Consider the following 13,581-nt stretch of genomic DNA (forward strand, 5'->3'; position numbering starts at 1 on the left):
ATCTAGTTCGTTACAAACAAGCACTCAACGAGATCGTAATTCCGTCAAGCAAGTAATGCGGGATACATTGCAACTTGGATTCCCGGGGATACTTGCTAAAGCTTCCGAGGGTGGAAAAACGTGGAGTTATGCCGCTGGGGTAGCGGATCTGAGCAGCAAGAAACCAATGAAAACAGATTTTCGCTTTCGCATTGGCAGCGTGACGAAGACGTTCACTGCAACAGTTGTACTTCAATTAGCCGGAGAGAACCGCTTGAATCTAGACGACTCTATTGAAAAATGGTTGCCTGGTGTCATTCAAAGAAACGGATATAATGATAAACAGATTACTATCCGGCAATTATTGAACCACACAAGTGGTATCGCTGAATACACAAGGTCAAAAGACTTTAATCTTATGGATACTAAAAAATCGTATACGGCTGAAGAACTAGTAAAGATGGGGATTTCTCTTCCACCAGACTTTGCTCCAGGAAAGAGCTGGTCTTATTCAAATACAGGATACGTATTACTAGGGATCCTTATTGAAAAAGTAACAGGGAACAGCTATGCGGAAGAGATTGAAAATCGGATTATTGAACCGCTTGAATTGTCGAATACATTCTTACCTGGCAATTCAAGCGTAATTCCAGGAACCAAGCATGCCCGTGGATATATCCAACTAGACGGAGCAAGTGAGCCAAAAGATGTTACTTATTATAACCCAAGTATGGGGAGCTCGGCTGGAGATATGATTTCTACTGCTGATGATTTAAACAAATTCTTCTCTTACTTACTTGGGGGTAAATTACTGAAAGAACAGCAACTAAAACAAATGCTTACTACTGTTCCTACAGGAGGAGCAAAAATCGATGGATATGGTCTTGGAATCTATGAAACTAAACTTCCAAACGGTGTCTCGATATGGGGACACACAGGTGGCATTCCAGGGTTTTGTACTTTTGCTGGAGGTACACTTGGAGGCAAGCATACGTTAGCCGTCAATTTGAACAGCATGGGTAAAGCTAACAGTCCTGACCCTTTTAAAAATATTTTACTTGCTGAATTTAGCAAGTAGGCAAAAGGGGAGAAAGGGAAAATTTGTAATAGTTTTTTATAGTTAAAAATATACTTTTCTAGTTCAAAAGCTCCAACTTATTTTCAAAAAAAATTTGGGGCTTTTTTGTTTTGGTGGCGTTTATTCTTCTTAAGTTGATGGATATGGGGTACCGTCACATTGCTATCAACTTAAGAAGTTAAATGTTCCCCAAAACGAAAAGATGGACTGCTCGACTTTTTTCTTCTTTTGTAATCCATCCCTGTTCAAAAAAAAGATTGGCTATTTCAGATCCCAACCAGAAATATGGGAACATCTTTCACTCCAGCCATTAGCTTATGCTTAAAAGCAGGTTGAAAACCTTTGTTTTTAGTGAATCTATATTACATTTTCAATGAAAATAAACAAAATCTATTTCTTATAAAAATTTTGTTTTATTAAGGAAATAAAATATACTAGACTATAAATCAATTTATAGAATGAGGTATAAAACATTGAATAAACGACATATTTTTATAGGTGCTGCAATGAGCAGTATTTTATTATTATCTGCATGTGGTAATTCAGATAATCTTGTTACATCGAAATCAGGAAATTTGACACAAGAAGAATTTAATAAAAAGTTAAAAGAGACAGCAGGAAAACCTGTTTTACAACAAGTAATGTTAGACAAGATTTTACTAGATAAATATAAAGTTTCAGATGATGAAGCAAAGAAAAAAGTTGAAGAATTAAAAAAACAAATGGGCGATAATTTTAAAGCCTATTTAACACAAGCTGGTGCTAAAGATGAAGATGATCTTAAAACGAAAATAAAAACGCAAATAGCCTTTGAAAAAGCTGTTAAAGCTTCAGTTACGGAAAAAGAAATGAAAGATTACTATAAACCAAAATTAAAGGCAAGTCATATTTTAGTAAAAGATGAAAAAACGGCGAAAGAAATAAAAGAAAAATTAAATAATGGAGAAGATTTTGCAGCATTAGCAAAACAATATTCAGAAGATCCTGGTTCAAAAGAAAAAGGTGGAGAATTACCTGAGTTTGGTCCAGGTGAAATGGATTCTAAATTTGAAGAAGCTGCTTATAAATTAGAAGCTGGACAAGTAAGTGATCCAATAAAATCTTCTTATGGTTACCATATTATTAAATTAACAGAGAAAAAAGAGTTAAAACCTTTTGATCAAGAAAAAGATAATATTCGTAAGGAATTGGAACAGAAGCGTTCACAAGATCAACAATGGCAACAACAATTCTTTAAAGATTTATTCAAGGAAGCAGATATAAAAATAACAGATAAAGATTTAAAAGATACTTTTAAAGAATTTGAAAAATAAAGCTATGTACAAAAAAATAACCCCTAGGGGTTATTTTTTGTACATAGCTTTAAACTAATGAAATAAAATCTACTTACTTGCCTTAAAAATAAGTAGGAGTGTTTATTTCATTTTTATTATAACATCTTATATCTTAATTATTTATTTGTATAAAAATTAGCTATATCATTGTCATATTTATGTTGAATAAGGGGTCTCTCCACATCGCTATCAAGCTAATATTTTATAGTACCCCCAGAACGAAATTTTGTATTAGCTTGTAACAAAAAAGCTTATTTTTTTTGTTTTGGGGTATTTGCTTTTCTTAGCTTGATGGTGATGTGGTGATCCCTAAAAACAAGGACAATAAAAAAACCGTCTAACGACGGTCTCATGAAGTAAAGCCCCCCTTTAGTTGAACAAAAGAAGGTAAGTTTCTCATGATTTCTCACTTCGTGAACTACTCACCACTTAGCAAAGCTTGAAGTGGGAGCTTCTCAGTTCCACGACGAAAGTAACCTTACGTCTCCCTGAGCGTTACTTCGGGGTGTTCCACCCCTAGATGTCCAACGCTTGGATGCTCTCTTGGTACGGTTGATATTTTACGCAGGAACCGAATGGCTTGGTTTTCGCACTCTATTTTCTTCCTGCAACCTCATATATCAAGTTATCAAAGAACTTCATATAGCTAGTTTATCAAAAGTTTTTGGCTATGCCAAACCGAAATTCATCTCCCACCTACCGTTGGGCTAGCGCCCTTCACACGCTTGTGGAAGGAGAATTCTTTCGGTAAATTCGTTAAAAATGATAACAGTGCTTCAGTGAACTACTCACCACTTCAAGCTTTGCTAAGTGGCGAGTAGTTCACAGGTCAACCTTGAATACATATCCACTTAATTATAAGAACTAAAAGTATAGTTGGGTTTTTTTGTAATTATTTTTCTTAATTAGTTTCTTCTGTTTTCTCTTTAGATAAAAACCAACCACCTAAAGCAATAAGAAGCATAACAGACCAAAAGATTGACTTCCAAATTACTCCTTCGACAAAATCATGAGAAACAATGTGCACTGATGGATGAGCAAGGGTATGCATTAATAACTTAACCCCAACCAACTAATAACATTGCGGCTTTTTCAAGACTAGGGCGTTTTGTCAATAACTTAACGAAGAATCCAGCTGCATATCGGATTACAATTAAACCCGCTATTGCACCTATTATAATAACAATAAATTTAGCACCATCCATACCACCAATTTCACCCATAGACGTATCGGGCAAGTCAATGACAAGAGCTACTGCTGCTAAAATAGAATCAACAGTGAATGCGATATCTGCTAATGCAATTTGAGCAACAGTCATACTATAACTTTTTCCTTTTTTCTCTTTTTCTCCATTGTCTTTTTTGAGTAAATGTTTTAAAGCAATGAAAATTAAATAAGCAGCCCCGATAGCTTGAACTTGCCAAACGTGGAAAAGGAACGAAATAATAAAAATTGCACCAATTCTAAATATAAAAGCTAATAGCAAACCAATATTAATAGCTTTTTTTTGCTGTTCTTCTGGTAAATGCTTTGCTATTATAGCTAAAACTAAAGCATTATCAGCAGATAACAGACTCTCTAAAAGAATCAAAATAATTAAAACCCATCCATATTCTAATAATAAAGATAGTTCCATATTATCCTCCTAAAAATCATTTAAAATATTTTATTATGTAAATAATTTGTCCTTTTCTTTTTCCAATATTGTCCCATTATAACTATTTTCTTATTCAATTCTTCTGTCCTTTTAGTTTAAGTATAATCCTTCACAACCACATGTATTTTTTTAACTTGAATTTCCAATTTTCTTTAAAGGGGTTGTTCAATTCTATATCTAATAATTTTCCGCTTAACTTAGATTCAATGACATAGTGACCCACATAGAAAAAAAGACATCTTCCCCAGTTGAAGATGTCTTTTTTTGCACTTTCTCTAGATGCTAATGATATTATTTACAATTCCCATACCAATTGTTGAATAGATTATGTTTCCATGTTAAAAGAGCAGGCAAAGTTTTTTAATGCTCGTTATTAGTTTTTGTATGAAGTTAATTTCGGATAATTGATTATTGTATTCTTCTAATTGGATTAGATATTCATAATCAATTTGCAACAACCAAACTTCATTTTTTCAATGTACAATGGATTATAACAATTACTAACAATCGCATAAAATCCATCTGCAATCATACCAACTTTTTATCTGTTAAGAAACTTTGCACCAGCCCCTTTTTGGGCTAGCTTATATATCTTTCTAAATTCACGAATTTCCTTACCGATATTATTTAATGTAATGCCCACCCTAAAATTTTCTATAAATTACTATGGGCTCTTATAATATAATGCCTATTTAACGAAGAATAGACTCCCTCTTGGATTATTGGAAGTTAAATCTAATATTTTACTATATTTTTAGCTGTTGTTAATAACTACCATTATAATAAGAAGCTAATAGTGAACATTTCAAGAGTGGCCATATATTCTTCTGACCAAACTGCTGTATAAAGCTTAAGAATTCTTAAGAACTTTTGTCCCTTTTTCTTAAGGTTTGGACTCTAGAGTATGATTATGAATTCAAAACAGTGGGGTGACTAAATATGAAAATAATTCACTTCCTTATTTCTGTATATGATGAACTGAAAATCAGTTGGTGCAGCCCTTCCAAGTTCAAGGTTTCTTGGGGATGAATTGATTGAAGGAACTGATTTGAAGAAAGTAAATTATATTTTCAAATATGGACCAAGTACAGGTGTATTCATAGGAAAATTAATTAAATAAAGAAGGAAACTTATTAATTGTATATGGTTCAGCAGTAAATATTGAACAAAATATTAGGGGAACGATATCACTTATATCCATAATGTTATTTCTTGTCTTCCATTGTAAGTTTACAATAAAGAGAAGATGGAAATGTTTCACCTGCTTATGTCTTTAGTTGTTCAATACGAGAAAAAATGTGGAGGAATAATATGGAGTCAAAAATTCTTATTGTTGATGATGATAAAGAGATTAGAAATCTTATTTCTGTTTATTTGGAAAATGAAGGCCTGAAAACTCAAAAGGCAGAAGATGCTATTGAAGCTTTACAACTGTTAGAAGAAAAGGAGTTTGATCTTATAATATTAGATATTATGATGCCTAATATGGATGGTATTGAAGCGTGTATGAAGATTAGGGAAGACCGCAATATGCCTATCATTATGCTATCTGCAAAATCAGAGGATATAGACAAAATTCAGGGTCTAGCCTCTGGTGCCGATGATTATTTATCAAAACCGTTTAACCCGTTGGAGTTAATCGCAAGGGTAAAATCCCAATTAAGAAGGTTTAAAAAATACAATACGTCAATAGATCATAATAAAAGCATCCTAGAAATTGGTGATTTAACCGTGAATACAGATACACGTCAAGTATGGGTAAGGGGAATGGAAACAAGGCTAACTCCAAAAGAGTTTGATATACTCGAACTACTTGCTCGTAACAAAGGAATTGTCCTCAGTGTGGCAAAAATATATGAAGCAGTTTGGAAAGAGGTTTTTTATAAATCAGACAATACCGTCATGGTGCATATTACAAAAATAAGAGACAAAATTGAAGAGGATTCTAAACATCCTATTTATATTAAAACTGTTTGGGGAATTGGATATAAAATATGAAGAATGTTAGTTTTAGAAATAAGATCATTATAAAACTTCTTGTTGCTGTTGCAGTTAGTTTTTTTGTTGCGTTTGGTTTAACAATCCTTATGTTGCTATTCGTCATAGATCCATTATTTAAAAAACACGAAGATTTTGGTATGTTTGAATTCAATTTATCATTGTTATTCTTATTCTCGTTCGCAATTTTTAACTTTATAGTAATTTTTTTGATATTGGTTCGAAAGAAAATAGCATATTTGAAGCTCATTTCTGATAATGTGAATGATATTGCCAATGGAAAACTGGGTTTGACAATTGGGATTATGGGGAAGGACGAATTGACCCAACTTGCTCAAAATATCAACTATATGTCCATGGAATTGGAAAATACATTTGAACAGGAAAGACGATTAGAACGTACAAAAAATGAACTCATAACTAACGTATCTCATGACTTACGCACTCCGTTGACATCTATTATCGGCTATATAGATTTATTAAAAAGAGGGCAATACGACAGTAAAACACAATTACAGGAGTATCTCGAAACCACATATTTAAAATCACAGAGATTGAAATATCTAATAGATGAACTATTTGAGTATACCCGTTTATCAGGCATCGATACTAAGTTAAACTTTAATGAAGTTGATTTATCAGGTTTGTTAGAACAAATAGTTGGAGAATACATTCCTATATTTGAAAAGGAAAGTTTAATCGTTCAAAAATCAATCACGGAAGAAACAATACCTATCTTCATAGATGTAGAAAAAATGGTACGTGTTTATGAAAATCTGTTTATGAATGCGATAAAGTACAGCATGAAACCATCCGAATTATCCGTATGTCTTGAACTAATAGGTAACAAAGCAATTTTGAAAGTATCAAATAAAGTCGAGAAGCCGCCTGTTAGCGATCCTAATAAATTGTTTGAAAGATTTTTTAGGGGTGATAAGGCAAGAAAAAATGATCAAGGAAATGGACTGGGACTTGCTATCTCAAAAAGAATTGTTGAACTTCATAATGGTAATATACATGCAGAATATAAAGACGGCTGGATGTCCTTTATTGTTGAACATCCAATCAAATAGAAAGGCTTATGGAATTACAGGTTCCATAAGCCTTTTTTTTATAAAACTTAAGAATTCTTAAGGATTTTACGGGGTGTTTCCTAATTTTCATAGCTTATCATGTATGTATTCAAAGCGATGAGGAGAGTGGAGAAATTAAAAAAAGAAAATTTTCTTTGCAGCTCTCAAGTGGATACATCGTGACAGTCTCATGGAAAAGATGGATGCAACATGACTATTTTGTTAAAAGCAAATAAGAATAGCATCATATTTTAAAGAAATAAAAAAACAAACGTAGGAGGATATATATGATAAAACCAGTTGTAGATGTAAAAAACATTCAAAAATTGTACGGTAAAAAAGGTGAGAATCAATCACATGCGTTAAAAGGTGTATCATTCTCAATTCAAGAGGGGGAGTTTGTAGGTATTATGGGGCCATCTGGTTCTGGTAAAACAACATTATTAAATGTAATTTCAACTCTTGATAAAGCGACAGGCGGCGTTGTTGAAATTGCAGGAACGGATATTACGAAAATGAAGCAAGGTGAGCTTTCTGATTTCCGTTCACAAAAATTAGGATTCATCTTCCAGGATTTCAACTTATTAGAAAACCTGTCTATTTATGAAAATATCGCACTTCCACTATCTCTTCAAGGTGTTCCATCACGTAATATTGGACCCAAAGTCGAGAAAGTAGCGGGTATGTTAGGAATCTCAGAAATACTTCAAAAGTATCCATCTGAAGTATCTGGTGGACAAAAGCAACGTTCGGCAGCAGCACGTGCGTTAGTTCATGAACCAGCAATTATTTTAGGGGACGAGCCAACAGGAGCTCTTGATTCTAAAAATGCAACGAGTTTACTTGATGCCATGACAAGCTTAAATAAAGAGCAAGGTGTATCCATTATGATGGTTACGCATGATCCTTACAGCGCAAGTTACTGTCAGCGTATTTTATTCATTCAAGATGGTGAGTTATATAAAGAAATTCATCGCGGTGGTACCCGTGAAGAATTCTATAAAGAAATTTTAGACGTGCTTGCAAACTTAGGCACACAAAAAGCGTAAGGAAGGAAGTTCAATCATGTTATTTAAGCTTTCTATGTCAGGCCTAAAAAGTAAGTTGCAAGATTACATTGTTTTACTTGTTGGTCTTATTGTCTCTATTTCAACTTTTTATATGTTTCAAACGCTAGCATCCAATAAAACGTTCCTTGAATCTAACTCTACTATTGGGGATATTGTGTCTGTATTTAAAATTGGTTCCTTTTTGTTAGCGGTTATCACATTTTTCTATATTTTATATGCAAACTCTTTCTTATTATCTCTTCGTCAAAAAGAGTTTGGTATGTATATGATGTTAGGAGCAAAAAAGCATACAGTTACATTCCTAATGTTTCTTGAAACAATTATATTAGGTACGGTCTCTCTTGTGATGGGGATTACAATTGGTGTAGGACTGGCAGAAGGTATCGGACAATTACTAATGAAACAGTTGGAATTTCCTGGTGAAGGATATCAAGCATTTTATATTCCATCTATAACAGTTACATGCATATTCTTCTTTGTACTATTTGTACTATCAGCAATTATGAGTAGTATAAAATTAGTACGTTTTTCCGTATTACAACTTGTACATGCAGATGCACAAACAGAACGGGTCGCGGTAAAAGGAAAAATGACTGTTGTAGTTGCATTCCTTGGCTTAATTTTGTTAGGTATTGGTTATGCATCACTGATCTATATTCCAAGAGCGGGAATGGCTGCTATTGGATTAATGGCCATTGGATTGACCACAGCAACCTTTGGTACTTACATTCTATTTGGATCACTTCTCCCAGTTATGATTAACAAGTTAAAAAGTAATAAAAAACGTAGTGAAAAAGGCCTGAATGCTTTTACTTTTGCACAATTGAATTTCCGTATGAATAGCCTAGCAAATGTGCTTGCAACAGTAGCAATGTTAGTGGCCCTTGGAGTTGGCGGGATTGCTAGTGGTATGGCATTTAAAAACAACGTAATAACAATGGTTAATGGTATTACAATTTACGATTCAGTTGTTCATAATCCAACAGCTGAAGAAAAGAAAATTTTGAATACTATCTTATTTACAGAGAAGCTTGAATATCATTACAAAATAGATGGTCAGTCTATTTACTATTTAAAAGATGATTTAGAGAAAAATCGTCCTTTAGTAGCAAAAAATGGAAGTGATAGAGAAGATTATGGGAAAACAAAGAGAGTATCAGAAGAGCTGCCAATTGGTGAAAACGTGAAGAAGTCACCGCAACAATGGGGTGAAGCGTTCCAGACAATCCAGCCATATTATATGTATCCTGATCATGAAATAAAAATTGTAGACAAAAACATGTATCATAGTATAAAGGGCCGAGAAAGTACTGTGTTTATTGGGAAAACAGATGATTTTAAATCACATTTAAAAGAATGGAAACAACTTGACGAATTACAGTTAGCGAAATATACAAGTATAAAACCTGAAGAACTGAAGAGTAAATATCGAATGTATAATTCTATTCATGGTATGTTCAGTGGATTAATGTTCATGGGCTTTTTCGTCGGAATTGCGTACTTAGCAATGATGGCAAGTTGCCTGATGTTTAAAATTTTGTCTGGTGCATCCAAAGATTGCACACGTTATCAAATGCTTCGTAAAATCGGTGTACGCCGAGAATTATTAACACAATCGATTTATAAGGAGTTATTCTTTGTGTTCTTAGTCCCAGCAATTGTTGGCATTGTTCATGTATTAGTTGGTATGAACATGTTCGGAGTCATTTTGATTGATCCATATTTTCGTATTTGGTTACCAATTGTTATTTTCGTAGTGATTTACTCGATTTATTACTTTATTACAGTTCAATTGTATAAAAGAATTGTGCTTCCGAAAGAAAATTAATGTAATGATATTATTTATACGAAATATCAACATAATCTGACCCCATTTATTGATCATGCTGAATGGGTTTGGAAATAATAAATGGACTAGCACTACGATTCATAAACAATTGGTTCTAGTGTAAAAACTCTAAAATTATATCGTTTACCTAAGAACGGACTATTTCAATAGTCTGTTCTTTTGCGTTCGTAAAGACATGTGTAAGTAGGTTCACGCAAGGACCTTCACTAGAAGGGGTCACTATACATGCCCATCAAGCTAAGGTTGGGCATTTCATGAACTTTCGTTCTTGTTGCCTACATGCTTGATATTTTGTTTATTTGTTTCTAAAAATACGCATTCCAAATAAACCTTGATACAGTGTATTTTTGTGCTTTTTTAAGGGACAACTTCAAAAATTCGGATCACCATCATATGTATTTAGTGTAACTAGAAATCTATATGGATGGTGAGAATATGAACCAATATCAAATGTTATACAGCACTCCGTATCTCTACTCTTCAGAAACACTCAGGCAAATGTACAAAGGAACCAAGAAGGAAGATAACATTTGTGCAATACGAGAGCACATGCTGAGACATGAAGTATACCTGGATCGGCAATACCGAGGTTATTATTATTTAAGTCAAAAAATCGAAGAGGATCTATATGGTAATGAACAGACTGTCTCCTGGAATGAGCTATTAGATGAATATCAACTTTTTAAAGATGGTAAAGGGAATTTGTCCATTAAACCAAAAGGATGGGGTTAATATGACAATCATTGGAGAACTAGGTATTGTATATGGCTTGACAGGAGCTTCAATTTTAGGAATAAAAATGCTGAAGAAGAAAGGTCTTTATCTTCCAGGTTGGTTGCTACGTGCGGGTCTTAAATGCTTGTTGATTGGGAGTGTTTGGTACGTTCTAATGGATATACTAGATGTGTTTCTACGTTAGTATTACATCTGGTAGTTGAAAGTGATTATAACAGTGCACCTTAAACAGTTTTTTCTAAGCTTCCATACAGGCTCAACTACCTTAAGGAGGTATGGAGGGAATGTTGTCGCTTTTATTAATTCCAGCAACCTTTATAACTGTAGCTTATTTTTATCAAAGTAATGGAATGAGTGATAAGAAAAAAATTGCAACGTTTTTTGAAATTGCAAAGATATGTGTTCAACATAAAGGTGAATTACAATACCCCATTTTTATAAAAGAAATTAAAGATGATATAAGTATGAATTATGTTTACAAGTTACCACTTGGTGTACCTAGTCAACTTATCCAAAAGTTAGCTGAAGTATTAGAAGAAGGCCTATATAAACCTGTTAAAATATCGTTTCACCAAAGAGAGCTTCATATTCGAGTATTTAGCCAACGAATACCTGAAATGTGGAATTGGTCTAAGGATCTATTAAAAGAGCATACATGGAGAGTTATGGTGGGGAAAGCGTTAGATAAATACGTATATCATGATTTCGAGAAAACGCCGCATATGTGTGTAAGTGGAATGACTCGTTTTGGAAAGACAGTATTCTTAAAAAATGTGATGACTAGTTTAATTTTGCAACAATCTCAACACGTGAAGTTTTTTATTATTGATCTGAAAGAAGGGCTAGAATTTAGTCCTTACAAAGAGCTATCTCAAGTTGTAGAAGTAGCTGAAAATCCAAAACAGGCGTTAGAAATGTTGGATAAAGTACGTGAGAAAATGGTTAAACAAATCGAAGTAATGAAGAAGTCCTACTTTACTAATATCATAGATACATCCATAAAAGAGCGATGTTTCATCATAGTAGATGAGGGAGCGAATCTTTGTCCGACACAAGGTTTACCTAAAAAACAACGGGATTTATTATTTATGTGCCAGGAGATGTTATCTGAAATCGCAAGAATCGGAGGTGGTTTAGGATTCCGGCTTATATTTTGTACCCAATATCCAACCTCTGACACATTGCCAAGGCAAATTAAACAAAATGCTGATGCAAAGCTAGGTTTTCGATTACCAACATCGGTTGCTTCACAAGTTGCTTTAGATGAACCAGGGCTTGAGGATTTACCTTCTCTTCCAGGAAGAGCATTATTTAAAACTGATCGTACAGAAGAAATCCAAGTACCTTATTTGGAGGATAAAGAGATGTGGAATTTATTAAAGAAATATAGGGTGGTGAAACAAAATGAGGCATCAAACACTCAAACAGAAAGCAAGACAAATCGAGATTTTATCCACTTTGAGTAAGTTGGATTTTTTAACTAGGAGGCAATTACAAGCCATTCACTGTTTAGGAAGTATTCGGAATGCAAATCGTGTATTAAAGGATCTGACTCCATATTGTCATATCACAAAAATAGCTCGTGAACATGTATATTATTTAAATAAAAAAGGACGTGATTTATTAGGAATCACAAAGACAGTAAAGAAAAATAGTCAATTACAGCACATATTAATGAGAAACGAATCCTGGATGTGGCTAGGATTCCCAGAGTGGAAAACAGAAAGACCTATAGAATTTTCAATCAAGGGTCAGCGATATCAAATTATCCCAGATGCAACCTATTTTGAAGATAAAGTCCCCCACTTTGTTGAGATAGATCGCATGCAACATATGAAGGCAAACGAACATAAAATACAGTTATATGGCCATATAACAGATATCTATAAAAGACAGAATGCTATTGTTCCAGTGGTTATCTTTTTTACACTGTCAGACTATCGGCAATCTAAATTAGAGCAATATGCTATGAAGCAAAATGTATTTATGAGAACATTCGTGATGGACCACATATTCTAGGAGTCTTAAATATTGATGTCCCAAAAATCATGATAATCAATGCGTTTATCAAATTTTCTTAGTGTTTTAATGATTTTAGTTGCGGATGTTAAAGTGGGAACACGATCCTTTCTATTTGCTAAATCACTTATTAAAGATTTACTTAATCCAGTTCGTTGCACTAACCATTGTTGTTTAATCCCTCTACGATCTAAATAGTCACCAAATGGAGTTCTCTTTTTTCCTAACCCAAACATGGGAATTCCTCCTAATTAAAATTATGGTAATAATAACTTGTCCAAATTTCCATAAATCTAAACGTTTGTTCATAAATATGGAATTATAATTTGAAACAAGGCATAGAATAATATAAAGAGAATCAAAAAATATGGAATAATTTTGAGGAATTTAGCATTCATAGTAATAGCTACAAGTTGCTGATACACTATCCTAATGGCAACTTGTTGTAACGAGTATTCCTATAAAATAAAAAGCTCAAATCCATTGGTACATAAGGATTTGAGCTTTTCTTAATTTATAAAAAAACGAAAACGAGTTTAATAAGCTAAGAGATATAAACGTTTTCCGTGGTCGAATTTCGAAAAAATTCTAACAATTACACGTATCATATTGGTGTTGGAAATTATTTACAAAAGGATTGTTTGAACTACCCCCACTTTCACTTCGTTTAGAAGTGGGGGATTCCTAAGTAAAGAGTTCTATCGAACTCTAATTTATTAGGCTATCTCCGCAGTCCTTGCGGTTAGAAGCCTTATCGCTTCATCCTTTAGATTGATACTTGCGTTAAT

Annotated in this window: 11 protein-coding genes and 2 pseudogenes; 10 read left to right on the forward strand and 3 right to left on the reverse strand. The window is 33.5% G+C overall.

From position 1 onward, the window contains the following. A partial coding sequence (locus VK90_RS26735) for a serine hydrolase domain-containing protein (RefSeq protein ID WP_048376572.1) occupies positions 1-1,057 on the forward strand: 1,057 nt, incomplete at its 5' end. Positions 1,058-1,235: 178 nt separating this feature from the next. On the opposite strand, the pseudogene VK90_RS31530 reads toward VK90_RS26735, so the two are convergent. After that, positions 1,236-1,363, reverse strand: a pseudogene (locus tag VK90_RS31530) (transcriptional regulator); the annotation flags it as partial. A 167-nt stretch (positions 1,364-1,530) separates the two neighbouring features. Here VK90_RS31530 and VK90_RS26740 point away from each other — a divergent pair. Further along, entirely contained in the window at positions 1,531-2,370 is an 840-nt protein-coding gene (locus tag VK90_RS26740) for a peptidylprolyl isomerase (protein WP_025151428.1), read from the forward strand. A 922-nt stretch (positions 2,371-3,292) separates the two neighbouring features. On the opposite strand, the pseudogene VK90_RS26745 reads toward VK90_RS26740, so the two are convergent. Beyond that, a pseudogene (locus VK90_RS26745) lies at positions 3,293-4,028 on the reverse strand (TerC family protein). A 1,332-nt stretch (positions 4,029-5,360) separates the two neighbouring features. On the opposite strand from VK90_RS26745, the gene VK90_RS26750 reads away from it, so the two are divergent. The 8 genes from VK90_RS26750 (at position 5,361) to VK90_RS26785 (ending at position 12,793) form a co-directional block, all read left to right on the forward strand. After that, positions 5,361-6,047 (forward strand): response regulator transcription factor, encoded by a 687-nt coding sequence (locus VK90_RS26750; RefSeq protein WP_048376575.1) that lies wholly within the window; start codon positions 5,361-5,363, stop codon positions 6,045-6,047. Further along, entirely contained in the window at positions 6,044-7,120 is a 1,077-nt protein-coding gene (locus tag VK90_RS26755) for a sensor histidine kinase (RefSeq protein WP_025151360.1), read from the forward strand. The genes VK90_RS26750 and VK90_RS26755 overlap by 4 nt, the downstream gene beginning before the upstream one ends. Before the next feature lie 287 nt (positions 7,121-7,407). Beyond that, positions 7,408-8,169, forward strand: a complete 762-nt coding sequence (locus VK90_RS26760) for an ABC transporter ATP-binding protein (protein ID WP_025151361.1) — start codon at positions 7,408-7,410, stop codon at positions 8,167-8,169. A 16-nt stretch (positions 8,170-8,185) separates the two neighbouring features. Further along, positions 8,186-10,018, forward strand: coding sequence for an ABC transporter permease (locus tag VK90_RS26765; RefSeq protein ID WP_048376577.1), 1,833 nt, complete (start codon positions 8,186-8,188; stop codon positions 10,016-10,018). Between the two features lie 456 nt (positions 10,019-10,474). Beyond that, positions 10,475-10,771, forward strand: a complete 297-nt coding sequence (locus tag VK90_RS26770; RefSeq protein ID WP_025151363.1) for a hypothetical protein — start codon at positions 10,475-10,477, stop codon at positions 10,769-10,771. A gap of 1 nt (position 10,772) precedes the next feature. Then, positions 10,773-10,958 carry a hypothetical protein gene (locus VK90_RS26775; RefSeq protein WP_000152450.1) on the forward strand — a complete coding sequence of 62 codons (186 nt, stop codon included), beginning with the start codon at positions 10,773-10,775 and terminating at the stop codon, positions 10,956-10,958. A gap of 100 nt (positions 10,959-11,058) precedes the next feature. Beyond that, positions 11,059-12,240, forward strand: a complete 1,182-nt coding sequence (locus tag VK90_RS26780; RefSeq protein WP_048376579.1) for an FtsK/SpoIIIE domain-containing protein — start codon at positions 11,059-11,061, stop codon at positions 12,238-12,240. Beyond that, the gene (locus VK90_RS26785; RefSeq protein ID WP_048376581.1) at positions 12,179-12,793 is read left to right on the forward strand and encodes a replication-relaxation family protein; all 615 of its coding nucleotides are present in this window, start codon (positions 12,179-12,181) and stop codon (positions 12,791-12,793) included. Before VK90_RS26780 ends, VK90_RS26785 begins: the two co-directional genes overlap by 62 nt. Positions 12,794-12,798: 5 nt before the next feature. On the opposite strand, the gene VK90_RS26790 is transcribed toward VK90_RS26785, so the two are convergent. Further along, the gene (locus tag VK90_RS26790; RefSeq protein ID WP_048376583.1) at positions 12,799-13,029 is read right to left on the reverse strand and encodes a helix-turn-helix domain-containing protein; all 231 of its coding nucleotides are present in this window, start codon (positions 13,027-13,029) and stop codon (positions 12,799-12,801) included. Positions 13,030-13,581 lie beyond the last annotated feature (552 nt).

Origin of the sequence: Bacillus sp. LK2, assembly GCF_001043575.1 — a bacterium.
GTDB classification, from domain to species: domain Bacteria; phylum Bacillota; class Bacilli; order Bacillales; family Bacillaceae_G; genus Bacillus_A; species Bacillus_A paramycoides.